Annotated in this window: 24 protein-coding genes; 11 read left to right on the top strand and 13 right to left on the bottom strand. The window is 29.3% G+C overall.

Features of this window, described 5'->3' with window-relative positions:
* The first annotated feature begins 210 nt into the window (after positions 1-210).
* The 5 genes from CQA75_RS06210 (at position 211) to CQA75_RS06185 (ending at position 6,831) form a co-directional block, all read left to right on the top strand.
* Positions 211-2,199 carry an OPT family oligopeptide transporter gene (locus CQA75_RS06210; RefSeq protein WP_137624156.1) on the top strand — a complete coding sequence of 663 codons (1,989 nt, stop codon included), beginning with the start codon at positions 211-213 and terminating at the stop codon, positions 2,197-2,199.
* Positions 2,200-2,213: 14 nt separating this feature from the next.
* Entirely contained in the window at positions 2,214-3,011 is a 798-nt protein-coding gene (locus tag CQA75_RS06205) for an undecaprenyl-diphosphate phosphatase (RefSeq protein WP_137624155.1), read from the top strand.
* A gap of 126 nt (positions 3,012-3,137) precedes the next feature.
* Entirely contained in the window at positions 3,138-4,949 is a 1,812-nt protein-coding gene (gene thrS / locus CQA75_RS06200) for a threonine--tRNA ligase (protein WP_137624154.1), read from the top strand.
* Entirely contained in the window at positions 4,946-5,464 is a 519-nt protein-coding gene (gene infC / locus CQA75_RS06195) for a translation initiation factor IF-3 (protein WP_137624153.1), read from the top strand. Before thrS ends, infC begins: the two co-directional genes overlap by 4 nt.
* A 278-nt stretch (positions 5,465-5,742) precedes the next feature.
* The gene (locus CQA75_RS06185) at positions 5,743-6,831 is read left to right on the top strand and encodes a DNA adenine methylase (RefSeq protein WP_137624152.1); all 1,089 of its coding nucleotides are present in this window, start codon (positions 5,743-5,745) and stop codon (positions 6,829-6,831) included.
* Between the two features lies 1 nt (position 6,832).
* On the opposite strand, the gene CQA75_RS06180 is transcribed toward CQA75_RS06185, so the two are convergent.
* The 8 genes from CQA75_RS06180 to CQA75_RS06145 form a co-directional block, all read right to left on the bottom strand.
* Positions 6,833-7,462 (bottom strand): protein-L-isoaspartate(D-aspartate) O-methyltransferase, encoded by a 630-nt coding sequence (locus CQA75_RS06180; protein WP_137624151.1) that lies wholly within the window; start codon positions 7,460-7,462, stop codon positions 6,833-6,835.
* 47 nt (positions 7,463-7,509) lie between these two features.
* Positions 7,510-8,886 (bottom strand): nicotinate phosphoribosyltransferase, encoded by a 1,377-nt coding sequence (locus CQA75_RS06175; protein ID WP_137624150.1) that lies wholly within the window; start codon positions 8,884-8,886, stop codon positions 7,510-7,512.
* A 14-nt stretch (positions 8,887-8,900) separates the two neighbouring features.
* Positions 8,901-9,923 (bottom strand): ribonucleotide-diphosphate reductase subunit beta, encoded by a 1,023-nt coding sequence (locus CQA75_RS06170; protein WP_137624149.1) that lies wholly within the window; start codon positions 9,921-9,923, stop codon positions 8,901-8,903.
* On the bottom strand, positions 9,916-10,341 hold the full coding sequence (locus CQA75_RS06165) for an RDD family protein (protein ID WP_137624148.1): 426 nt from the start codon (positions 10,339-10,341) through the stop codon (positions 9,916-9,918). The genes CQA75_RS06170 and CQA75_RS06165 overlap by 8 nt, the downstream gene beginning before the upstream one ends.
* Positions 10,341-10,949 carry an orotate phosphoribosyltransferase gene (gene pyrE / locus CQA75_RS06160; RefSeq protein WP_137624147.1) on the bottom strand — a complete coding sequence of 203 codons (609 nt, stop codon included), beginning with the start codon at positions 10,947-10,949 and terminating at the stop codon, positions 10,341-10,343. The genes CQA75_RS06165 and pyrE overlap by 1 nt, the downstream gene beginning before the upstream one ends.
* 2 nt (positions 10,950-10,951) lie before the next feature.
* Positions 10,952-11,509, bottom strand: a complete 558-nt coding sequence (gene frr / locus CQA75_RS06155) for a ribosome recycling factor (RefSeq protein ID WP_137624146.1) — start codon at positions 11,507-11,509, stop codon at positions 10,952-10,954.
* A gap of 10 nt (positions 11,510-11,519) precedes the next feature.
* Positions 11,520-11,873: a preprotein translocase subunit SecG gene (gene secG / locus CQA75_RS06150; protein ID WP_137624145.1), complete on the bottom strand. Its 354-nt coding sequence runs from the start codon at positions 11,871-11,873 to the stop codon at positions 11,520-11,522.
* Between the two features lie 105 nt (positions 11,874-11,978).
* The gene (locus CQA75_RS06145) at positions 11,979-12,671 is read right to left on the bottom strand and encodes a Bax inhibitor-1/YccA family protein (RefSeq protein WP_137624144.1); all 693 of its coding nucleotides are present in this window, start codon (positions 12,669-12,671) and stop codon (positions 11,979-11,981) included.
* A 158-nt stretch (positions 12,672-12,829) separates the two neighbouring features.
* On the opposite strand from CQA75_RS06145, the gene CQA75_RS06140 reads away from it, so the two are divergent.
* Together CQA75_RS06140 and CQA75_RS06135 are read left to right on the top strand one after the other, a co-directional pair.
* The gene (locus CQA75_RS06140; protein WP_137624143.1) at positions 12,830-13,459 is read left to right on the top strand and encodes a carbonic anhydrase; all 630 of its coding nucleotides are present in this window, start codon (positions 12,830-12,832) and stop codon (positions 13,457-13,459) included.
* A gap of 3 nt (positions 13,460-13,462) precedes the next feature.
* Positions 13,463-15,334, top strand: a complete 1,872-nt coding sequence (locus CQA75_RS06135; protein WP_137624142.1) for a mechanosensitive ion channel family protein — start codon at positions 13,463-13,465, stop codon at positions 15,332-15,334.
* A 12-nt stretch (positions 15,335-15,346) separates the two neighbouring features.
* On the opposite strand, the gene CQA75_RS06130 is transcribed toward CQA75_RS06135, so the two are convergent.
* The 4 genes from CQA75_RS06130 to CQA75_RS06115 all read right to left on the bottom strand — a co-directional run bounded on the left by CQA75_RS06130 (position 15,347) and on the right by CQA75_RS06115 (position 19,324).
* Positions 15,347-16,318: an iron-sulfur cluster assembly scaffold protein gene (locus CQA75_RS06130; RefSeq protein ID WP_137622793.1), complete on the bottom strand. Its 972-nt coding sequence runs from the start codon at positions 16,316-16,318 to the stop codon at positions 15,347-15,349.
* A gap of 11 nt (positions 16,319-16,329) precedes the next feature.
* Complete coding sequence (locus tag CQA75_RS06125) at positions 16,330-17,511, bottom strand: NifS family cysteine desulfurase (protein ID WP_137624141.1); 1,182 nt, start codon at positions 17,509-17,511, stop codon at positions 16,330-16,332.
* Positions 17,512-17,656: 145 nt separating this feature from the next.
* Positions 17,657-18,058, bottom strand: coding sequence for a hemerythrin domain-containing protein (locus CQA75_RS06120; protein WP_137624140.1), 402 nt, complete (start codon positions 18,056-18,058; stop codon positions 17,657-17,659).
* A gap of 102 nt (positions 18,059-18,160) precedes the next feature.
* Positions 18,161-19,324, bottom strand: a complete 1,164-nt coding sequence (locus CQA75_RS06115; RefSeq protein ID WP_137624139.1) for a hypothetical protein — start codon at positions 19,322-19,324, stop codon at positions 18,161-18,163.
* Between the two features lie 158 nt (positions 19,325-19,482).
* On the opposite strand from CQA75_RS06115, the gene rpmI reads away from it, so the two are divergent.
* Positions 19,483-19,674, top strand: a complete 192-nt coding sequence (gene rpmI, locus CQA75_RS06110) for a 50S ribosomal protein L35 (protein ID WP_002777995.1) — start codon at positions 19,483-19,485, stop codon at positions 19,672-19,674.
* 93 nt (positions 19,675-19,767) lie between these two features.
* On the top strand, positions 19,768-20,121 hold the full coding sequence (gene rplT, locus CQA75_RS06105) for a 50S ribosomal protein L20 (RefSeq protein ID WP_137624138.1): 354 nt from the start codon (positions 19,768-19,770) through the stop codon (positions 20,119-20,121).
* Between the two features lie 20 nt (positions 20,122-20,141).
* Here rplT and CQA75_RS06100 read toward each other — a convergent pair whose 3' ends face one another.
* Entirely contained in the window at positions 20,142-22,139 is a 1,998-nt protein-coding gene (locus CQA75_RS06100) for a methyl-accepting chemotaxis protein (protein WP_137624137.1), read from the bottom strand.
* 192 nt (positions 22,140-22,331) lie between these two features.
* Between CQA75_RS06100 and CQA75_RS06095 the strand changes: the two genes are divergently transcribed.
* Together CQA75_RS06095 and cheQ are read left to right on the top strand one after the other, a co-directional pair.
* The gene (locus CQA75_RS06095; protein WP_137624136.1) at positions 22,332-23,198 is read left to right on the top strand and encodes an HDOD domain-containing protein; all 867 of its coding nucleotides are present in this window, start codon (positions 22,332-22,334) and stop codon (positions 23,196-23,198) included.
* A 24-nt stretch (positions 23,199-23,222) separates the two neighbouring features.
* A complete protein-coding gene (gene cheQ, locus CQA75_RS06090; RefSeq protein ID WP_137624135.1) occupies positions 23,223-23,699 on the top strand; it encodes a cheVAW transcriptional regulator CheQ in 477 nt (158 codons plus the stop codon).
* Positions 23,700-23,708: the final 9 nt, after the last annotated feature.

Here is a 23,708-nt window from a genome sequence, read left to right as displayed (position 1 = left end):
TCTTGAAATGATAAAAAAATAAAGTGAAGTGAATGTGAAGTTTTAACCAAAAACACAGAATAATTTTATTAAAATATAAAATATGCTAAAATTATAATATAGTTTTTTATCTGCGCAAACTTTAAACAAATAGAAATTTAATTATTTAATTTTATTATCGCGATGCTAAAAAACATTTTTAATTATTATATATAATAAATTGGAGAAACTATGCACAAAAAGCATTCTTTACCTGAATTAACCTTTAGAGGGCTTTTATTAGGAAGTATTTTAACCATTATCTTTACAGCCTCAAATGTATATTTAGGGCTTAAGGTAGGACTTACTTTTTCATCCTCAATCCCTGCTGTTGTTATTTCCATGGCTGTTTTAAGCTTGTTTAAAAATTCAAATATTTTAGAAAATAACATGGTTCAAACTCAAGCATCCGCAGCTGGTACTCTTTCTTCAGTTATTTTTGTTATACCTGGACTTTTTATATGTGGGTATTGGAGTGAATTTCCTCTTTGGCAAACTTTTATGATTTGTTTATGTGGTGGAGGTTTAGGAGTTCTTTTTACCATACCTTTAAGAAGAGCTATGGTCGTAGAAAGCAAACTTACTTATCCAGAAGGTAGGGCAGCAGCTGAAATTTTAAAAATGGCCAATAGAGATCAAGAAATAAAAAAGGGTAAAAAAGGTGTTAAAGAAATTGCTTTAGGTGGAGTTATTGCGGCTACTTATAGTCTTTTTAGTAGTGGTTTTAAATTGATCGCAAGTGAAAGTAGCTTTGCTTTTATATGGAATAAAATGGCCTTTGGATTTTCCATGGGCTATTCTTTAGCGCTTTTAGGTGCGGGTTATCTTGTTGGATTGGCAGGAGCTATAGCACTTCTAGTTGGGATGTTTTTAGCTTGGGGTGTTTTTACCCCTTATCTTTCAAGCTTTGAATTTGATGGGGTTAAAAATGCAGCGGAACTTGCTTCAGAAGTTTGGAGTAGTAAAGTTAGACTTATAGGCACTGGAGCCATTGCTATAGCTGCACTTTGGACTTTGATAGAACTTTTAAAACCTGTATTTGATGGAATTAAAGAAATTATTCGCAATGTTAAAAATCCACATACAAATAATAGTGATTCAAGAAATACGGATTTATCAATAAAAAATATTTTTATACTTTTTTTATTGATGGTTGTAGGACTTTTTATCACATTTTATAATTTTGTTAGCGATGCGCATTTAAATGTATTTTATCACTTACTTTTTGCGGTATCTGGAACTTTAATCGCAGTATTGATAGGCTTTTTTGTAGCAGCAGCTTGTGGATATATGGCTGGTCTTGTGGGATCATCTTCAAGCCCTATTTCAGGTATAGGATTAATCGGGATTATTGCATCTTCGATTATCTTTTTACTTTTAGGAACAGAGCTTTTTAAAGATCCAATCCTTTCAAATTTTGCTATTGCTTTAGCTATTTTTACTACAAGTGTTATTTTAGCAACTGCAGCAATTTCTAATGATAATTTGCAAGATTTAAAAACAGGATATTTAGTGGGTGCAACTCCTTGGAAACAACAAGTTTCTTTACTTGTAGGTTGTGTTTTTGGTGCTTTAGCCATCGTTCCTGTTTTAAATTTGCTTTATCAAGCTTATGGCTTTGTTGGTGCAATGCCAAGAGCTAATATGGATGCTTCTTTAGCTTTAAATGCACCACAAGCTAATTTAATGAGTACAATTGCTAAAGGAATATTTAATCACAATATAGAATGGAATTACATTCTTTTTGGCGTGGGTGTAGGTGTGATCATTGTTATCATCGATAAAATTTTAAAAAAGATGGGTAAAATGTCTTTACCGCCTTTAGCTGTAGGGATTGGTATATACTTGCCACCTGATGTTAATATACCATTGATTATCGGGGGAATTTTAAAATATTGCGTGATGAATTATCTAAAAAGAAAATATGAAAACAATTCCAAAAAAGAAGAAAAAATAGCTTCATGTGAGCAAAATGGAATTTTATTTGCTTCGGGATTAATTGTTGGAGAAAGTATCTTTGGTGTGATTATTGCAGCTATTACAGTTTTTTCAGTTAGTATGGGTGGAGATGAAAATATTTTGGCTTTAAATTTCAAAAATTTTCATAACAGTACATTATTTGCCTTTATATTTTTTATAGCTGCGATATTGTATTTTATTAAAAGAATTGTCAAAAAATAGATTTTAGGTTATTTATGGAAAATTTTTACGCTTTAATATTAGGGATTATTGAAGGATTAACCGAATTTTTGCCTGTCTCCTCAACGGGTCATATGATTTTAGGTGGAACGATTTTGAGGCTTAAAATGGATGATTTTTGGAGAAGTTTTTTAATCATTATACAGCTAGGATCCATTTTAGCCGTTGTTTTTGTTTTTTGGAAACGCTTGTTCCAAGGATTTGATATTTGGTTTAAATTAGCGGCTGGTTTTTTTCCTACCGGTCTTATTGGACTTTTTGCTGAAAAATATTTGAAAGAATTATTTAATGGTTATATTGTGGTTAGCATGCTAATCATTGGTGGGATCATATTTATCATTATCGAAAGATGTCATAAAAATAAAATCTATAAGATTAACTCACTGGATGAAATAACTTATAAAAAAGCATTTTGCATAGGGATTATCCAAGCTTTAGCGATTATCCCTGGAACCTCAAGAAGCGGATCGAGTATCATTGGTGGATTATTGCTAGGTTTAAATCGCAAAAGTGCGGCAGAATTTAGCTTTTTATTAGCTGTTCCAACGATGATTATAGCGACTTTGTATAAAATTTATAAAGAACCAAATTTGCTTAGCGATGCCAATTCTTTAATCCCTTTATCAATAGGATTTATCACGGCTTTTATAGTTGCTGTTTTTGTTATAAAGTTTTTCTTAAAATTTATAACAAAATTTGATTTTATCCCTTTTGGAATTTATAGAATTATTTTAGGAATTTTGTTTTTCTATCTATATTATAGTGGAATTTTAAATCCAGGAGATCAATTTTAAATTCAGATATTATTTTAAAATCATTTAATAAAACTAATTTTTAAAAAAAATTAAGGCAGACAAAGATAAAATTATAAATTTAAATTAAAACTCGCAGAGTTAGTGAGCTTAAAGGTGAAAATTAATATGGAAAAAGAAATTATTGCATTTTTAGATACTGAAAAAATAGTCGATTTACAAAGCGTTCAATCTAAAAATAATTTGAAAGAAATTTATTTTGATAATTCTAAAGAAAGTTTAGAAGTAATACGCCATTCTTGCGCACATTTAATGGCACAAGCGATTAAAATTTTATATCCTGAGGCTAAATTTTTTGTTGGCCCTGTGATAGAAGATGGCTTTTATTATGATTTTCGCGTTGATTCTAAAATCAATGAAGAAGATTTAGTAAAAATAGAAAAAAAGATGAAAGAACTTGCCGAATCTAAAATTGAAATTGGCAAATATGAAATAAGCAAACAAGAAGCTTTGCAAAAATTCCAAAATGATGATTTAAAACAAGAAGTCTTGCTTCGCATTCCTGATGGGCAAGTGAGTATTTATACTCAAGGTGATTTTGAAGATTTATGCCGAGGTCCTCATGTACCAAACACAAAATTTTTACGTTTTTTCAAACTCACTCGAGTTGCTGGAGCTTATTTAGGCGGCGATGAAAAAAGAGAAATGCTAACACGTATCTATGGAACTGCGTTTGCCGATAAAGAAAGCTTAAAAGAATACTTAACAATTATTGAAGAAGCTAAAAAAAGAGATCATAGAAAATTAGGCACAGAATTAAAACTTTTCACTTTTGATGATGAAATAGGTGGCGGTTTGCCTATTTGGCTAAGTAATGGCGCAAGACTTAGAAGTAAGCTAGAACAAATGCTTTATAGAGCTCATCGAATTCGCGGATATGAACCTGTAAGAGGACCTGAACTTTTAAAAGCGGATGCATGGAAAATCAGCGGACATTATGACAACTATAAAGAAAATATGTATTTTACACAAATTGATGAGCAAGAATACGGCATTAAGCCGATGAATTGCGTTGGACATATAAAAGTTTATCAAAGTGATGTAAGAAGTTATCGCGATCTACCTTTAAAATTTTTTGAATACGGCGTTGTGCATAGACATGAAAAAAGCGGAGTTTTGCACGGACTTTTAAGGGTGCGTGAATTCACTCAAGATGATGCGCATATTTTTTGTATGCCAAGTCAAATCAAAGATCAAGTGTCAGAAATTTTAAATTTTGTTGATGGATTGATGAAATTTTTTAATTTTTCTTATGAGATGGAAATTTCTACTAGACCTCAAAAAGCTATAGGAGACCTTGAAATTTGGGAAATAGCAACCAATGCTTTAAAAGAAGCCTTAGATGAAAAAGGTTTAAAATATGGTATTGATGAAGGTGGTGGAGCTTTTTATGGGCCAAAAATTGATATCAAAATCACCGATGCTTTAAAAAGAAAATGGCAATGTGGCACCATACAAGTAGATTTTAATTTGCCAAATCGTTTCAAACTCGAATACACCGATACCAACAATGAAAAAAAACAACCTGTTATGCTTCATCGTGCTATTTTGGGTTCTTTTGAAAGATTTATAGGAATTTTAACAGAGCATTGCGCCGGAGAATTTCCATTTTCCATAGCTCCAACAGCAGTTGGCATCATACCAATTTCAAATAATCATATCGCTTACGCACAAGAGATTAATGATATGCTTTTAAAACTTGGAGTTGATTGCGAAATATATGATAAAAATGAAAGTTTAAATAAAAAAATCAGAATTGCAGAAAAACAAAAACTGCCAATGATTTTGGTTTTAGGCGATGAAGAATTGGAAAAACGTAGCGTTGCCTTAAGAGATAGAAGGGCTAAAGAACAAAAAAATCTTAGTTTGGATGATTTTATAACTTTAATTAAGGAGAAAACAAGTGAGGTATATTTTTGAGTAAAGAAAAAGAAGTATTGCTCAATGATGAAATAAGAGCGGATGAAATAAGATGTATAGGTGATGATGGCAAAGTTTATGGCATTATTAGCAGCGATGAAGGTTTAGAAATAGCTAATAGATTAGGGCTTGATTTGGTTATGATAGCCCCAGATGCTAAACCACCTGTATGTAAAATTATGGATTATGGAAAATTCCGTTATCAACAAGAAAAGAAACAAAAAGAAGCTAAGAAAAAACAAAAAGTTATCGATATAAAAGAAATTAAACTTTCGATTAAAATCGCTCAAAATGATATCAATTACAAAGTTAAACACGCTCTTGAATTTTTATCTCAAGGCAAACATGTAAGATTTCGCGTATTTTTAAAAGGTCGAGAAATGGCTACCCCTGAAGCAGGAATAGCCTTGCTTGAAAAAATTTGGACTATGATAGAAAATGAAGCAAATCGCGATAAAGAACCTAATTTTGAAGGTCGTTATGTCAATATGCTCGTAACACCTAAAAAATCTTAATGGGTTTTTAATTTAATACAAAAATTTAAATCAATATCAATCTAAGAAATAATTAATATCGATTTAAATAAGAAAATTAAAAAATTATATAAATTTCTAGCAATATTAAATCGGCTAAAATTGAAATAGAAATTTGATATAATCTTTTAAAATTAATTATTTTTCGCCAGTGAGTATGTATTTTAGAGAAGAAAAATGGGAAGTAGATGAAATGTTTGCCATTATGAAAGAAATTGCTGAAACTTCTTTAAGGTATTATATTTTTTAAAAAGAGTATTATGAAAGAAAATCCTGCCTTTTTAAAAGAACAAATCATCACTTATCTTGGTAATAAAAGAGCTTTATTAGATTTTTTAGGACAAGGTTTTAAATTTGCCAAAAAAGAACTCAAAAAAGATAAATTTAGCTTTTGTGATATCTTTAGTGGTTCAGGTATAGTAAGCCGTTTTGCTAAAGCTCATTCGAATTTTATACTCGCTAATGATTTAGAAAATTATTCCAAAATCATCAACAAATGTTATCTTAGCAACCAAAACGAAGAATTAAAAAACCGCCTATCCTTATTTTATGAAAAACTTTTATCAAATATTGAATTTGAAAAAGGTTTTATTAGTGAATTATATGCCCCAAAAGATGAAAGACAAATTCAAAAAAATGATCGAGTTTTTTATACTATAGAAAACGCTATATATTTAGATACTTTAAGAAAAAAAATTGAACAAGAAATTCCAAATGAATTTAAGCATTTTTTTATCGCACCGCTTTTGTATGAAGCAAGTGTGCATTCTAATACAAGTGGCGTTTTTAAAGGATTTTATAAAGATAAAAACGGAATAGGCAAATTTGGTGGCGAAGGAGAAAATGCCTTAAAACGGATCAAGGGTAAAATTGATTTAAAACTTCCAATCTTTTCAAATTTTAACTGTCCTTTTTCTGTAGAGCAAAAAGATGCTAATGATTTGGCTAAAGAAATGGATTTTCTAGATGTGATTTATCTTGATCCACCTTATAATCAACATCCTTATGGATCAAATTATTTTATGCTTAATTTGATTGCAAACTACCAAAAACCGGTTGAAATTTCTCAAGTCAGCGGAATTCCTAAGAATTGGAATCGAAGTATTTATAACAATGCTAAAAGTGCTGAAGATGCTTTGTTTGATCTTATTTCTAAACTTAGGGCTAAAATTATTTTACTCTCTTATAATTGCGAAGGTTTTGTAAAAAAAGAAAATTTCACAAAGCGTCTAGAAAAGCTAGGAAAATGCCATATTATTGAACAAAAATATAATGCCTTTAGAGGAAGTAGAAATTTAAAAAATCGTGCTATTTATGTAAAAGAGCAATTGTATATTTTGATAAAATAATTTATTCTTTTCCATCAAGTATAGGCACAAAAAGGCATTCATCAAGAATTTCTTTTTTTAATTTCAGACCATTTTTTGTTATTTTAGTAATATATTGTTTTTCATTATGAAATATAGGAGCGACCAATATCCCACCATCTGCAAGCTGATCGAGCAAAATTTCTGGAATAGATGTCGCATAAGCAGAAAACAAAATTCTATCATAAGGAGCGTAATTTGGCCATCCAAACTGCCCATCATCAAAACGAACGTTAATATTGCTAAACCCTAAAGTTCTAAAAGTTTCTGAAGCACTTTTTGCTAACTTTTCTATGCGTTCTATTGTAAAAACTCTTCGGATCACACGACTTAAAATAGCAGCTTGATACCCGCTACCACATCCAACCTCTAAAACACTATCTGCATCTTTAAAATCAAGCGCCATAGTCATTTTAGCAACGGTTAAGGGTGAACTAATCCATTGAGAATTGGCCAAAGGTAAAGCATCCAAGCGATAAGCGTGTGCTTTTAAAGGAGAAAAAATTTCGCGGGGAACTTGACAAAAAGCATTAAAAAGTTCATGATTGATAAAAACTTTTTGTGCAATTTCTTCAGCCATAGCTTTGCATCTTTTTTGCTCAAATAAATTCATTCTCTCTCCTAAATAACGAAAAATTGTAACAAAATTATTCTAAAAAACTAATCAGCTTGATGAGTTAAATTAGTCTTTAAAGTTTGTAATTTATTAGAAATTTTAATTAAATATTGAGAATTAGCATCAAGTATATTTTTTTCTAAAGTGTCGATTTGATTTTTTGTATATAATGCAATTTGCGATGCTTTTAAATTTTTTATTTGAATTTGATTGTTTTTAAAAACACATTGAAGCATTTCTTTTCTTTCTAAATCGCTATCCAACTCATCTAATTTTTCATCATAAATATAAATTTCATCATAGAGTGCTTTTTTCGTTTTTTTATTATAAACTCTAAAAAACTTTTTAAAATGAGGCAAGGTTGTTTTTGAACTATTTTCGCTGATTTTAATTTTAGGTTTTATAGCGTTTAGTTCTTGTATGGCCACAAGTTTATAAACACAACCAAATATCGGATCACTAGAAGCAGTGATTAACCTTTCTCCCACCCCAAAAGCGTCTATGGGTGAATTTTGTAATTTTTCTATTTCATATTCATCTAAAGAATTTGAAACAATGATTTTACACTCTTTTAAATTTTCACGATCAAGTTTATCACGAATATTTTGACTTAAAAAAGCTAAATTACCAGAATCGATTCTAACTCCACACTCTTTAACATTGTATTTTTTAAAAGCCTTTATCGCATTTTCTAAACCGCTTTCATAATGATAAGTATCTATAAGCAAAATAGGATTTTTAGGATAAAGTTCTATATAGCAACAAAAAGCTTTAAATTCATTATCAAACATTTGCACCCAAGAATGTGCCATTGTTCCACTTACAGTGATATCGTATTTTTTTCCTGCTAGGGTGCAAGAACTTGCAAGACATCCACCTATAATAGCCGCTTTAGCCCCCTTAATCGCAGCATCATTTCCATGTGCTCTTCTTGATCCAAATTCAAACACGGGACGATTTTTAGCTGCTCTTACTATGCGATTTGCTTTTGTGGCAATAAGGCTTTGATGATTGATATTTAACAATAAAAAAGTTTCTAAAAACTGCGCTTCTATGGGATTAGCCTTAATAATCATCAAAGGTTCATTAGGAAATACAATTTCACCCTCTTGTAAAGAATAAATTTCTCCATTAAATTTAAAATCAAGCAAATAATTTAAAAATTCTTCACAAAAAATGTTTTTGGATCGTAAATACGTGATATCTTCGGTATCAAAACGCAAATTTGCAACAAAATCTAAAATTTCAGACAATCCAGCAAATATAGCAAAAGGATTATTATCGGGAGTTTTTCTAAAAAATACATCAAAATAGCAAATTTTATTTTCAAATCCATTTAAAAAATAACCTTGCATCATAGTGAGTTCATAAAAATCACAAAGCAAGGTTAAATTAGATCTTTTTTTAGAAAAATTCTCCATAAATTACCTAAATGTTAAAAATCATCAAAACTAATACTACCTTTTGAATAGTTGGTTACCTTACTTTCAAAAAAGTTACTTTTTTGATCATTAAATTTAGAAAAATCATCAACCCATTTAATAGGATGCTTAGCATTGTACATTTTTTCAAGATTAATCGCTATTAGTCTTTGATCAATTAAATAATGGATATATTCTTCAATAATATCGTCTGTAAATCCCATAATTTGATTTTGAGTGATATATTTACCCCATTTAATCTCTAATTCTCCTGCTTTTTGAAACATTTCATAAATTTTATTAATATTAGCTTCATTGAAAAGATCAGGTCTTTCTTTGCGTGTTGAATTGATCATATTTTGAAATAAAAGTAAATGCGTAATTTCATCTCTTTGTATAAAGCGAATCATTTGTGCTGAACCCAACATCTTACCAGCTCTAGCAAGGGCGTAAATTGCAGTAAATCCACTATAAAAATAAATTCCTTCTAAAATTTGATTTGCCACCATAGCAAGTAATAATTTATTATCATCTACATCACCAGCTAATTCTTCATAAATATTGGAAATAAAATCATTCTTTTCCCTTAGAGTTGCGTCGTGCTTTTCCATTTCATAAATTAAATCTGTGTTTTCACAAATTGCCTCTACCATAACCGCATAAGATTTTGAATGATTAGCTTCTTCATAAGCTTGTCTTGCTAAAACTGCATTAATTTCAGGTGCGGTAATATAAGGATTGATATTGTCTGCTAAATTATTGGTTTGAAAACTATCCATAGAAATCAGTTGAGACCAAACTAAATCATACATTCTTTTCTCACCAGAAGTTAAATTACAACGATAATCAAGAGCGTCTTTGGTTGTATCAACTTCTTTAGGAAACCAAGTGTTTGCTTCCATAACATCCCAAAGTTTCAAAGCCCAAGTATATTTTGCCTTTGTAAAATTAAGAATTCCATGAGGATTTCCATCAAAAACTTTTCTTTCTCCAAGAGTTTCATTTGAATTGGGATTGTAAATTCTTTTTCTATGCATTATTATTTAACCTTTCTATGATGCAACTTTGAGTTAATATATCATGTAAATTAAGAGAATCTTTTCTAATAAAACTAAAAAATATTCCCACCAATAAACCAAAACTTATGAAAAATATAATGTATCTAAGTATAATTTTTAAAAAAGAAATTTTTTTTCCGCTTTTAAAATCTACCAAATAAAGATCATAAGCTTTCAAACCAGGACTTTGCCCTTTTCTTTGTAAAAACAAAGCCTGAATTAAACCAAAAAGAAAGGAACATAAAGCGGTAGCAAAACCACTATGCAAAAAAGCATCCTTAGATCCTAACCAAAAATAACTTAAATATAAAATGGGTACATAAATAAGAAAAATATCAATAACAAAAGCTTTAAATCGCAAAAAACGCGAAGCTATTCTAGCTTTTGTTTTTTTCATTAATTTCCGCGACTCCCTGGTTTAATAGCTTTGCTTCCTTGTTTGCAAAGTGGGCATTTTTCTTCATCATAAATTTCAAAATCAAAATTTCCTAGAGTAAAAAGAGGGATATTGCTAGGAAGTTTAGCGTTATCTTTTGATTGAGTGTTTAAATTTTTTACTGCACAAAACCCACGATTTGCTAAAGCAGCAAAACCCACTACAATTCCTCCGAGGCTTTCTATAATTTTTGCACTTTCTAAAGCACTACCACCTGTAGTAATAATATCCTCACAAACGATAAATTTTTCACCTTTTTTAACCTCAAAACCTCGTCTTAATGTCATTTCTTTATTAACTCTTTCAGTGAAAATAAAACGTTTATCACAGGCTCTAGCTAACTCATATCCTGCTAAAATTCCTCCTAAAGCTGGAGAACAAACACTGTCAAATTCTATAGAATTTTCAAAAATTATTTTCGCCAATTCTTTACATAATTTTTCAGCCAAGACAGGACTTTCTAGCACTTTTGCACTTTGAAGGTAAAATTGAGAATGTTTTCCAGAACTTAATAAAAAATGACCCTCTAAATAAGCTTGACAGTTTTTATAAATTTCTTCTAAATTCATTATTAAACCTTTAAAAGTTCTGTTTCTTTATTTTTAACGCTTTCATCAATTTTAGAAGAATAAGAATCTGTAATTTTTTGCACCTCATCATATGCTTTTTTTGCCTCATCTTCTGAAATTGCTTTATCTTTTTCTAGTTTTTTAATACCATCATTAGCATCTTTTCGATGATTTCTGATTGAAACTTTTGCTTTTTCGCCCATAGCTTTAGCTTGTTTAACATTTTCTTCTCTTTGTTCTCTAGTCATTGGAGGGAAAAATAATTTAACATTTTCCCCATCATTGTTTGGATTAACCCCGATATTTGCTGCAGCGATAGCACTTTCTATGATTTTTAACATAGGTTTTTCCCAAGGAGTGATGCTAATAGTTGAGGCATCGCTAGCTAAAACAGTCGCGACTTGATTTAAAGGCGTTAAACTACCATAATAATCAACTTGTATATGATCTAATATATGAATATTAACTTTGCCTGTTCTTAAAGTTGTAAAATCTTTTTTTAAAGCTTCTAAGCTTTTATCGTTTTGGTTTTTTTGTTTGTCTAAAATTTCATTAATCATATTTTTCCTTTTATTTGCTTACATTTGTATCATATGAATTTTGCGGCATAGATGGAATTTTTGATGGATTGATTGTATTAGCACTTGGAATGCTTGTATTGGTTTCTACTTTAATTTTTTCAGCTAAAGAATCTTTGTTTGTGTGATTGTATAAATACCCTAAACCTATGGTATTAGCAATCAAAAACACACCCATTATAAATGTAAATTTAGCTAAAAAATTTGCAGGCCCTTTTGCGCCAAAAAGACTTTCATTGCTTCCGCTATAAGCTCCAAGACCTATGCTTGAACTTTTTTGTAACAAAACAGCTATACAAATAATAACAACGATAACAAATTGTAGAACAGTTAAAAGAGTAATCATAAATTTTCCTAATCTTTGAAATAATTTTAACTTGAAATATTTTAGCGAAATAAAACTTGAAAAGATTTGAAATTATTGTATTTTTGCGTCATTACGACGCAAAAATTATCTGTTAAGACTTCTTAGAATATTAAGTAAATTAATGAATAAATTTACAAAATCAAGATAAAGTGCTACAGCTCCTTCAATTGGAGTTTCATAGTTTCCGCGAATAATATTTTGAGTATCATAAAGAATATAAAATGAAAATAATATTGCAGATACTGATGAAATAACCAAACTAAATACGCTGCTATGTAAGAAAATGTTAAGTAAAGATGCTGCAATAACAACCAAAAGAACTATAAATAAAGCTTTACCCATTACAGTAAAATCTTTTTTAGTATTCATAGCAAAAATACTAAGACCTGCAAATGCCACAGTAGTTAAAGCAAAAGCTTGAGCTATGATAATTCCTCCTGCAGGTAAAGCAAGAACAGAAATAAGTAAAGGCGTAAGTGTTAAGCCTGAACAAAAAGTAAAGGCAAAAAGTAAGATAAGATTTAATGGAGCTTCTTTTTTCTTATACATCAAAGCAAACAATAATCCTAGTTCTATAGCAAAAAGAATCCAAAATGTTACCAAAGATTCAATAAAAAATGATGCTAAAGCGAAAATTCCCACATAAGCACCTACTGTAGCAGCCAAAAGCGATGCGGCAAAAAGCTGATATGTTTGCTTGATAAAAATGCCAAGATCACTCGTTCTTGTATTTTCAAATTCTCTCGATTTTGAATAGTCTCTATCATAAAGACTCATAATCATTCTCCTTTGATATAATTGTACAAATAAGATTATATCAAAATTTATTTAACAATTTATTTTTTAAAACAAATTTCATATTAAGTATTTTAAAATACATTGTTGTAGATTTTGTTATAATTATAAATATTTATTTTATTTTTAGGTAGTATTTTATGGAAAATCTTATTAGCGGTGCAATTAAATTTATGCAGCAAGATTTTAAAGAGCATAAAGAGCTTTTTGAAAGTCTTAAAAATAAGCAAAATCCTCACACTCTTTTTATAGGATGTTCTGATTCAAGAGTTATCCCTAGTTTAATAACCAATACAGGCCCAGGGGAGCTTTTTGTGATCCGAAATATTGCAAATATCGTTCCGCCTTATCGCATAGGGGAGGATTTTTTATCAACCACTTCTGCTATAGAATATGCTTTAAATTCTTTACATATTAAAAATATTATTGTGTGTGGACATAGCAATTGTGGTGGATGTAATGCACTTTATTATTCTGATGAAGAATTGAGTAAAATTCCAAATGTAAAAAAATGGCTCACTTTGCTTGAGCCTATCAAACAAGATATAAAATCGATATCAAAAAATGATACAGCTATGAGATCTTGGCTTACAGAAAAATTAAATTTAGTCAATTCTTTACAAAATATTCTCACCTATCCTGGAGTTGAAGAGGCACTAAACCAAGGAAAAATAGAACTTCATGCTTGGTATTATATTATCGAAACAGGTGAAATTTATGAATACAATTTTAAAGAAAAAAACTTTACTTTAATTCAAAATAGGAGATGATAAATGAAAAAAATAATTTTAATCTTTTTTAGTCTTTTATATCTTTATGGCGATGAATTACAGCTTATTGATACTAATGCGAGTCAAAATTCTGGTGTTTATGGTTTGATTCAAAAATATATTGGTATTGAGCATCAAATTAGAGAATTTAGAAAAAATAATGATGAAAATTCAAGTTCTTATAGTGGTATTTTAAAAGAATTTGAAAGAGATAAAAGAACAATATTATCTGAAATACCTGATATGATAGTCGAACAAAAAATTGACGAAAGAGCTATAGAAAATTTCTTAAAAAGAAAGCAAGAATTGCTAAAATTGCAACAAAAAAGTTTAAACAAACCTTTTGTTTATACTGACACAAGCTTAAATCTTGTTTATTTTAATATGGTTGAAAGTTTCTTTTCATCTTTGTTTGAATTAGAAAAACTTTTTAAAAATGCAGCCGATAGTGAAAGTATAGTATCTACAGTCGATAAAGCTATGGAGGATTTACAAAATTTAATCAATATTGATTTAGATGAGTATAAAAGTAAAATTACCGATCCAAAAGAGCTTGAAAAAATTGCCTCTAAAGAAGCAATGATCAATAATGCTTTTAATGCTTATATAGAAATTTTAAAATATTTGCGTTCTAATGCTCATTTATTGGAAAGCAATTATCTTTTTTCTCTTTTAGGACTTCAAATTTGGATTGATAAAATCAATGCTTTTGTTAATATTGATTTTTTAAATGTAGGGAAAATAACTATTTCTGCTTTGGTTTTAATTTTCTTTGTTTCTTTAAGACGCTTTTTTTCTAATATAGTTTATTTTTTCCTTGTGCGTTTGATTTATCGTAATAAAAAAGAAGCTGATGATATTAAAGTTATTTTTATTGGAAATATCAAAAAGCCTGTAGGTATTTTACTCATTTGTTATGCACTTTCTCTTTGTCTTACCATAGCGTTTTATCCCGCACCTTTAAGTATAAGTTTGAGTAATCTTTTTAATATCATTTATGCTGTTTTAATAGCTTGGCTTGTTTTGAAAATTCTTGATGGCTATGGCGTGGTTTTGGTATCTAAATTAGCTAAGAAAAGCGAAAAAAAAGAAGTGGTTAATTTAGTCATTAAAATTTTATATTTTGTTATTATTATTATAGCTTTACTCTATATTTTAGCTCAACTTGGTTTTAACATTTCAGCCATCATTGCATCTTTGGGAATTGGTGGTTTGGCTGTTGCTTTGGCGGCTAAAGATATTATCGCTAATTTCTTTGCATCGATTTTATTATTATTTGATAATAGTTTTAATCAAGGAGATTGGGTTGAAGTTTCAGGCATAGAAGGAACCGTTGTTGAAATAGGACTTAGAAAAACAACTATAAGAACTTTTGATAATTGTTTAGTTTTCCTACCTAATTCAACTATTATGGGTGCTAATATTAAAAACTGGAGCAAACGTCGTATGGGGCGTCATATAAAAATGTATCTTGGCGTAGGATACGATGCCACTCCTGAAAAATTAGACAGTTGTATTAAAGATTTAAAAGAACTTTTAAATTCAAGTCCTTTAGTAGCCCATGAAGACGATAGCGCTTTAAAATACGGAGATCACACTACTAAATATCGCCAAAATTTAGTATCCATTAATGATCTTGAAGGTTATAAAAATGCTTGTTATGTGGCTTTGAGTGAATTTGCAGATAGTAGCATCAATATAGAATTATACTTTTATACCAAATCAATTCATTCAAAAGAATTTAGAGAAGCTAGACAAGAATTGATGCTTGAGTTTATGCGTATCATTGAAAAAAATGGTTTGACTTTTGCCTTCCCAAGTCGCAGTATTTATATAGAAAATTTACCTCCACTTGATTTACAGCCAAAAGAATAGCTTTTGCTATTCTTATACTGGCATAACGCGAATATTTGGGCTTAATTCTTCTTGTAAAATATTTTCAATAGCGTATAAAGTAGCACCACTTCCGCTAGAACAACCACTACAGGCACCTAAATAGCGAATATAAACATCGATAGCACCACCTTCAGCCTTTTGTATATCAATCACCTCTAAATCGCCTCCATCATTATGAAGCATAGGGCGAATTTCAGTATCCAAAACGCTTTCTACCGCTTTTAGCTGACCTACTAAAGTCATTTCATCAAAAGCAACGTCATTTTTTGTAGCATTTTTTAACTTTTCTCTATCCATTTCAGCTCTTGTTTCGGCTAAAATATCTACAAGATAATGATCCCTTTTTTCATGCCCACCTGGTTTAACACAAGATTTGCAAAAGGCACCTGCTTTAGTGTATTGAGTGATTTCTTCAACTGTATGCAAATCATTAAGTCTAATAACATCCTTAATGGTTCCAAGGCTTACCCTAGCACATTCACACACTATAATTTGATCTTCAAAATCCTCAGGGTTAATTCCTTTATAATGAGCCGCGGCTTGTTTAATAACATCATAAGCCATAACCGAACAATGCATTTTTTGAGGTGGAACTGCTGGAGTTTCTGGATTGTCACGCATAGCAAATTCTACATCCAAATTTGTAATTTTTACTGCTTCATCTACAGTTTTTCCTATGCAAAGATCCACCATAGTATCACTACTTGCTATAGCAGTGCCACAGCCAAAACTTTTAAATTTGGCATCAATAATTTTATCTGTTTTTTCATCAACCAACCAAAAAAGCCTTACCGCATCCCCGCAACTTTCTGCTCCAAAATCAGCCACAATAAGCTTTGCATTGCGATTTTTAGCATCTTCTTCGCTAAATTCTCCCATATGTTGAGGGTTATTCATTCTATCTTGAACTTTTTGGGAATACTCATCCCAAATTGATCCTCCAATTAAACTATTTTTTCCCATTTTTTATCCTTTTATTTATAATTATTTGGATTATAAGCGTAAGTGCAAGAAATTTTTCTTAATCTTTGCGTTGCATTTTTTATTTGTTCTGCAGCATAATTAATTTCTTCTTCTGTGTTAAATCTCGATAAAGAAAGTCTTAAAGCCGTATGTGCTAAATCATGCTCTGCACCGATTGCCTCCATAATAGGATTACTCTCAAGTGCTTCACTAGCACAGGCTGATCCTGTACTTGCCGCTATACCATTTTTATTTAAATCCCAAAGCATAGCTTCGCCTTCAACGCCTTTGATACTTGCTAAAATAGTATTTGGAACTCTATGTTCTCTTTTACCAACCACCGTTGTATCAGGTAAAGCTAAAATTTTATCTTCTAGCTTATCTCTTAAACGGCGTATATGAGAATCTTCAAAATCAAGCATAGTATTAGCTATACGCAAAGCTTCTCCCATAGCTACTATGTAAGGCACATTTAAAGTCCCACTTCTTCTACCACCCATATGCTCTCCGCCATGTAATAATGGAGTAAGTTTAAGTCCTTTTTTGATAAACAATCCTCCAACGCCTTTTGGTCCATGGAATTTATGGGCTGAAAAAGATGCAAAATCAACGCCTACATTGCTTAAATTAACTTTGATTTTACCCACTGCTTGTGTTGCATCTGTATGAAAAAGTGCTCCAAATTCATGGGCAAGTTCAGCCATAGCTTTAATATCAAAAATCATACCGGTTTCATTGTTGGCCCACATAACGCTAACGAGTGCGGTTTTATCAGAAATTACTTTACGTAAATCTTCTACAGTTGAAACGCCTTCTTCATTTACTGGAAGTTCTATAACTTTAACACCAAGACTTTTTAAAAAATACGCTGCTGCGCTTACTGCAGGATGTTCCACACTAGAAATAATCACTTCATTGCGTTCTTTATTTAAAATATGATCAAAATACACACCTTTTAAAACCCAATTAATACTTTCAGTCGCACAAGATGTGATCACTATATCATCTAAATCATTTGCTCCAAGTCCCACATAAAGCTTATCCAAAGCTTCTCTTAAAGCTGGATGGGTTGTGCTTCCCCACTGATGGAGACTATTTGGATTGCCATACATATCTTTGAAAAATGGCAACATAAGCTCATAAGCATTAGGGTCAATCATTGTTGTTGCATTATTATCTAAATAAACTTTCACTTTTCATCCTTATAAAATTATATCCATTTTTAATTTAGGATATTTTTTATCTTGTTAATTAAAATGGATAATAACAGAAATTTATTAATTTTAGTTTAAATACTAAAATTAAATTATAAATTAAGAAAAATAAAAAAATATTAAATTAAATTTTAAATTTTTTTTCATAATATTTTACTATTTTATAATCTTCTTTTGAAGTATGATTTATGATGAAATCTTTTACCACATAATCCAATTTTTCGGTTAAAATATGGATTGATCTTGCTTCGCTTACTATTATTTCTTCAATTTCAAAAATAATATTACGGTGGATTTTCATATGCTCTTTCATGAAGGGATAATGAATTTCTCTCATAAAAGCTTCTTCATCTAAAAAATGTCGATTCAGCATAACAAGTAATTCTTTTAAAACTTCTTTTAATTCTTTAGAATTAATATGTCGATGATTCATTAAAGAAAGTTTGATAGAAATTTCAAAAAGATCTTGATGTTGAGAATCTAAAAGATCGTTATTCATAGAAATAATTTTTTGGTTAGAAATCATAATTTAAACTTTCATTTACTGTTAATTCTAAATTTTAAATTATTATTTAAAATTTAGATTATAATTTTTAAATACTTAAATTCACATTATTTTTTACTTATATTACATCATAACAGACATATAAGAATTAAGTATTTTATTTAAATTCGCTTGTTTTTGGCGACGATCTAAAAAATGATCTATAGAACTAGAACGCATCGTATTTGCTTTATCTATCCTAGAAACATCCTGACTTTGTTTTTTATATTCTTCTTTTAAATCATTAAAATCATTTTTTATTTGATCAGTATAAATTTGAAAAATTGAACTTGAATTAGCAAATTCTTTCAAATCCATATCTTTTTGATAATTAATATATTGTTGAAAAAACACAGAAAGTTTATCTTTAGAAATGGTTTTTTTATTGACTCCATTGACGTAAAGATACAAATCGAAACTCATTTTTTCTTCATTATTTTTTTTAATATAATCTTCAATATCCATTTTTCCATCAAGAAGTTTTTGCAAATTCTGGCGAGAGCTGATATCTAAATTAACCGGTTTCATAAAAAAATTAAATTCATTCTCATTTTGAGTCTTAATATCTTGATAAATAAAATTCATCAAAAGCCCCGATTTTGAAACTTCTGAATTTTTTGTTAAATAAGGTTTTAAAATTTCATTAGAAGAAGTATTATTTAAAGTTTTATCAAAATGAAAACTTATAACTTTATTATCAAGCATTAAAGTATTAAGATGAGTATTTTTATCTAGTGCAGAATTTAGCTCTTCTTGGTTATCATAAATTCTTGTGATTTTACCTAAAAACTCTCCATTTTCTGTAGAAAAACCCGCTGAAAGCTTTGAAATATTGCTACGACTTAAATTAGCATTATCATCTTGCATAAATTCATTATTAATCGCTTTTAAAGAATTATAATAACTATTTAAAAGATAAGGTAGATCTATTTTATTATAGTTAAAATTTTCATCCTGTTTTGTTAATTCTTTTGCTATATTCCTAACACTTTTAATATGAATATTATAAGATTCTGGAATATTGGCTATTTTATTTAGATCTTTATCAAAAAAGCCTTCTTCATTAGTTCTAAAACCAAACTCACTCGCATAGCTTACATTGTTAAAAATGTAATTTAATTGTTCTAAATGATGATCCTCTTTCAAATTTGAAATTTCTCTATCCTTGATCAAATTCAAAGCAGAATTGTTATTTAAAGGATTAGACAAAGCCAAATTTTGATAAGGATTTGCCGAATTTATTGTCATTGTTTAATCTTTCCAAAAATATTGCTAATTTTTTACAAGCAAAAGGTGTGCCAAGTTTATAAAAGGATAAAAATTCAGTCAAAAATCAGTAAAAATTTATTATCATTTAGCTTTTCTAAATTTTTTGGAAAAATAAATTTTATCCGAAAGGAAAGCGTATGCCAAAGATGAAAAGCGTTAAAAGCGCTGTTAAACGCTTTAAGGTAGGTAAAAACAAAATCAAAAGAGGTTCAGCATTTAGAAGCCATATTTTGACTAAAAAACCTGCTAAAAGAATGCGTGATCTTCGTACAGCTAAATACGTTCATAGCACAAATGTAAAAGCTGTAGAAAAGATGTTAGGGATTTAAGTTTTTGACCGAAGTCATTCAAACTCCCCTTAAACAAAGAAAGTTAAGGGCAAGCTCCAAAATTTGGACGCCACTTTATGAAAGGAAATAAAAATGGCAAGAGTAAAAACAGGTGTTGTAAGACGTCGCAGACACAAAAAAGTTTTAAAATTAGCGCGTGGTTTTTATAGCGGACGTCGCAAACATTTTAGAAAAGCAAAAGAACAATTAGAAAGAAGTCTCGTCTATGCTTATCGTGATAGACGTCGTAAAAAAAGAGATTTTCGCCGTCTTTGGATCGTGCGTATCAATGCTGCTTGTAGATTAAATGATTTAAGCTATTCAAGATTTATTAATGGACTTAAAAAGGCAGGCATTGAGCTTGATAGAAAAATTTTAGCAGACTTAGCAATGAATGATGCTGCTGCATTTTCAAGAATTGTAGAGGCTGTCAAAAAAGCGCTTTAATCCAAGATTATTTTCTTGGATTACCCCCCCCCCTCTAAGTTTAATTTTACCAGAACATTTTCATAAAGTTTTAATTCATTTAAATTTTCATCCAAGTAACCGCTTGTATCACTTTTTTGTTCTAGCTTGTCTGAAATTTCTTTTCCTAAACTGATAAGATCAGAAATAGTTTTTGAAAATTCATTTGATTTATCTCTGATGAAATTCATTTCTTGAGTGCTAGAATTAGAGCTTTTAGCAATAGATTGTATGGTTTGAATTACCAATTTTATGGCTGCTTCCATTTCTATCAAACTTTCTTGAGTATTATCAGAAAGTTTTCTTACCTCATCCGCAACAACAGCAAACCCTCGACCTAATTTTCCAGCTCTTGCAGCTTCTATTCCTGCATTTAAAGATAAAAGACTGGTTTGCTCAACAATACCAGAAATTAGGTTAAGCATTTTATTAAGCTGATCAATATTTTTAAAAGAAGATTGAATTTCTTTTTCCAAATTCATTTTTTCTTCACTTTGATACAAGTTGTATTCTAAATAATGAATAAAATTAATGAAATTTTCATCAATAGTCAAAAGACTTTCTTTAATGCTTTGAAAATCTTTGAAAGTTTCTCTAAAGATATTGGAATTATTATCTATGCTAACAGTAGTATTTTTCAATCTATCCAAAACAAGCTTATTTACTTTATTGATAATCTCAAGTTTTTGCACTTTAAGACTAAGATAGTAATATTTAAAATCGCTATATTTATTTACAAAAGTTTGCATATAAACTGGATTAAATTCGGTTTTCTCATCCACTTCATAGAAAAAAATCGCCACTAAGCTTTTAAAAATTCCTACCCCATAAACTTCTCCAAAACAAGAAAAACCTACAATAGGAAATTGGTTTAATTTGATATCTTTTATAAATTTACTATTTTGAAATCTCCTTAAAATACAATCATTAAAAATCGCTGCCATAGGTTTTATATCGGGTTTATTTTGGATAAATTTTTCATAATCTTTTTCAAGATCTTTAATAAAATCAGTTCTTTTTAATAAAACAATTTCTTGACCATTAGTTATTTCACCATAGCTAAGCAAAACTTTATCAGAAACAATTTTCATAGGAGAAATAAAATAATCATTGCTAATTTTAATACCCAAGGTATAATCTGAAGCTTTAAGCTTTAAACCTTCAAAATCACAAGAAAAATGTTTACACAAAGCTTCAATTGCATTTATAGACTGAAAAGTTTTTGTATCTAAAAATTCATACACCAGTCTATTCTTAGGATCGGTATTTAAAACCGTAAATGTTGTATTTTTATCATGAGTTTCAGAAAAATTTTGAGATTTCATAAAATCAAAACGATATTTTGGCTTAAATTGAATATGCATACTGATCGCATGATGCTCTAACATTTCATAATTATAAACAATACAAGTTCCCTGAAGATTATCCAAATCTCCACTTGCACCAGCCCCTAAAAGAGGGCAAGGATATTGAGCGTATTTATAAAGCATTTCTATCACCATGCTTTCACTTCCACTCACCCCGTTGTGAATTAGATAATGCAAAGTATTGCTACAATGTGCCTTAAAAGGTACATGCATTGATGCAATTTCCTTTTCTATATAAACTCTTCTATCTTGACGATCCTCTATGTTATCAAAAAGATTGATTTTATGGATATATAAATTCTCTATCATTTCATTGCCAAAAAGAATCAAAGCAATACCTTGAACATTATGCAAATAAGGATTATCAACAATTTGTTTATTTTGATCGATGTTGCATAGCAAATCAGAGGCGGAAATCAAAATCAATTCGCATTCTTGAGGCAAATAATTTTTTATCTTTGTTGCTATATTTTTTAAATCGAGCTGATAGGAAGCAAAGCCTATGGCTAACTTGGTTTCAAATTTTAAATGACTTAAAACATTCTCAATTTCATCCTCTAAAAAATAAAGAGTTTCTAAAGGTTTTACTTTAACTGATTTTTTTTCATTTTTTTTAAAAAAGTTGCGAAACATTAAACCAACCTCTATATTTTTATTATTCTTAAAAATTTGAAATTTATAATGATGATTTTTAACTTATTTAATTGTAGTAAAATTTTATTAATGATAAAAATTATAAAAATTTATATACTAAGTAAATTAAAATTTAGCTATAATATATTTTTAATGAAAAATTTTGTAATTTAGTTTAGTCAAGGAAAATCTATGGCATCAGATATGAATGAAATTTTATTACAAAGTGTTGAAGTTTTGCCTTCTTTACCTGACACCATCAGTAAATTAAGAAAATATATTGAAGAATCAAGAACTAATCTAGAAATCAGTAGAGTTGCTGATATTATTTCAAGCGACCCTTTAATGACCACTAAACTTTTACGTTTAGCTAATTCTCCTTTTTATGGCTTTTCAAGAGAAATTACTTCCTTAAATCAAGTTGTATCATTACTTGGTATAGGAAATATTATCAATACAATTATGGCAGATTCTATTAGGGACAATTTTAAAATAGACGTTGCTCCTTATGGCTTAAATACAAAAGATTTTATAAATCAATGCAGCGAAGAAACTGCTTTTATTACAGATTGGCTTAATGATGAAGATAAAAAACTATCTCACTTTTTAGTTCCTTGTGCTTTGATATTAAGACTTGGTATTGTTATTTTTTCTAATTTTTTGATTCAAAACAATAAAGATGCTGAATTTTTAGAACATTTAAAAAAAATAGATTTTAGAGATCTTTCTTTAGTAGAAAATGAATTTTTGGGAGTTGATCACATTTCTTTTTTGGGCTTTTTACTTTATCGCTGGAATTTTGATGATATATTAACAGAGACAATTTGTTTCATAAGATCCCCTCATGCAGCACGCAATGAAGTTAAAAAGTCAGCTTATGCTTTAGCAGTACTTGATCATTTATTTATGCCACATAGAAGTTTTTCTGTTTTTAATGTAAAAGCATCTATTGCTTTAATCGAAGAAGCTAAAACTCAAGGTGTAAAATTTAATTTAGATAATTTTATTTCAAAGCTTCCAAAACAAATTAGAGAAGAAATAGAAAAAGAAAAAAAATAAATTTACTTTTTTTATTTTTAATTAATGAAAAGTATTATTTTACCTCCTAATGAATTTCTAGACCATTATGTTTTAAATGCCGAATTTCATCGCCTAGTCGGCATTTCTAAAAATGCTTATAAATTTTGGAAAAATGTAGAAATAGGTAGATATCAAGGAACACGTGTTGTTTTTTTACATAAAAATTCCATCCTTAAAAAATATCAAGATAAATTAAAACTATGTACAAATTTAAATGGCTTTGTCTTAGCTAGTGCTTTTTGTTCTTTCACTACCCTTGCTCCTTCGCATTTAGTAAAAAAGAATGATTCTTCTATTTATAAACTTTTGGAACTTAAAGAAGTACAAGGGGTTAAATTTGTCAATTTGAAAAAATTTTATGATTTTTTAGGGCTTGATTATCATCAGCATATCTATATAGAAAAATGCCATTTTTTTAGTCCAGCCCCTTTTGAAAAACGTATAAAAATTACTGATAGTATGTGTGTTGGATATTATTAAGAGGATGAA

It is taken from the genome of Campylobacter taeniopygiae (assembly GCF_005406225.1).
In the GTDB taxonomy this organism is placed as follows: domain Bacteria; phylum Campylobacterota; class Campylobacteria; order Campylobacterales; family Campylobacteraceae; genus Campylobacter_D; species Campylobacter_D taeniopygiae.
Note: the sequence above shows the minus strand (reverse complement) of the source record. Positions and strands in the feature narration are given on the sequence as shown.

Excerpts from the sequence above, each read along its gene's own strand:
- secG (WP_137624145.1), bottom strand. The coding sequence starts at position 11,873 with ATGATTACTCTTTTAACTGTTCTACAATTTGTTATCGTTGTTATTATT.
- CQA75_RS06135 (WP_137624142.1), top strand. The coding sequence starts at position 13,463 with ATGAAAAAAATAATTTTAATCTTTTTTAGTCTTTTATATCTTTATGGC.
- CQA75_RS06120 (WP_137624140.1), bottom strand. The coding sequence starts at position 18,058 with ATGATTTCTAACCAAAAAATTATTTCTATGAATAACGATCTTTTAGAT.
- rpmI (WP_002777995.1), top strand. The coding sequence starts at position 19,483 with ATGCCAAAGATGAAAAGCGTTAAAAGCGCTGTTAAACGCTTTAAGGTA.
- pyrE (WP_137624147.1), bottom strand. The coding sequence starts at position 10,949 with ATGAATTTAGAAGAAATTTATAAAAACTGTCAAGCTTATTTAGAGGGT.
- thrS (WP_137624154.1), top strand. The coding sequence starts at position 3,138 with ATGGAAAAAGAAATTATTGCATTTTTAGATACTGAAAAAATAGTCGAT.
- CQA75_RS06145 (WP_137624144.1), bottom strand. The coding sequence starts at position 12,671 with ATGAGTCTTTATGATAGAGACTATTCAAAATCGAGAGAATTTGAAAAT.
- CQA75_RS06185 (WP_137624152.1), top strand. The coding sequence starts at position 5,743 with ATGAAAGAAAATCCTGCCTTTTTAAAAGAACAAATCATCACTTATCTT.
- frr (WP_137624146.1), bottom strand. The coding sequence starts at position 11,509 with ATGATTAATGAAATTTTAGACAAACAAAAAAACCAAAACGATAAAAGC.
- CQA75_RS06210 (WP_137624156.1), top strand. The coding sequence starts at position 211 with ATGCACAAAAAGCATTCTTTACCTGAATTAACCTTTAGAGGGCTTTTA.
- CQA75_RS06205 (WP_137624155.1), top strand. The coding sequence starts at position 2,214 with ATGGAAAATTTTTACGCTTTAATATTAGGGATTATTGAAGGATTAACC.
- rplT (WP_137624138.1), top strand. The coding sequence starts at position 19,768 with ATGGCAAGAGTAAAAACAGGTGTTGTAAGACGTCGCAGACACAAAAAA.
- CQA75_RS06100 (WP_137624137.1), bottom strand. The coding sequence starts at position 22,139 with ATGTTTCGCAACTTTTTTAAAAAAAATGAAAAAAAATCAGTTAAAGTA.
- CQA75_RS06140 (WP_137624143.1), top strand. The coding sequence starts at position 12,830 with ATGGAAAATCTTATTAGCGGTGCAATTAAATTTATGCAGCAAGATTTT.
- CQA75_RS06165 (WP_137624148.1), bottom strand. The coding sequence starts at position 10,341 with ATGAAAAAAACAAAAGCTAGAATAGCTTCGCGTTTTTTGCGATTTAAA.
- cheQ (WP_137624135.1), top strand. The coding sequence starts at position 23,223 with ATGAAAAGTATTATTTTACCTCCTAATGAATTTCTAGACCATTATGTT.
- CQA75_RS06175 (WP_137624150.1), bottom strand. The coding sequence starts at position 8,886 with ATGGAGAATTTTTCTAAAAAAAGATCTAATTTAACCTTGCTTTGTGAT.
- CQA75_RS06180 (WP_137624151.1), bottom strand. The coding sequence starts at position 7,462 with ATGAATTTATTTGAGCAAAAAAGATGCAAAGCTATGGCTGAAGAAATT.
- CQA75_RS06115 (WP_137624139.1), bottom strand. The coding sequence starts at position 19,324 with ATGACAATAAATTCGGCAAATCCTTATCAAAATTTGGCTTTGTCTAAT.
- CQA75_RS06170 (WP_137624149.1), bottom strand. The coding sequence starts at position 9,923 with ATGCATAGAAAAAGAATTTACAATCCCAATTCAAATGAAACTCTTGGA.
- CQA75_RS06095 (WP_137624136.1), top strand. The coding sequence starts at position 22,332 with ATGGCATCAGATATGAATGAAATTTTATTACAAAGTGTTGAAGTTTTG.
- CQA75_RS06130 (WP_137622793.1), bottom strand. The coding sequence starts at position 16,318 with ATGGGAAAAAATAGTTTAATTGGAGGATCAATTTGGGATGAGTATTCC.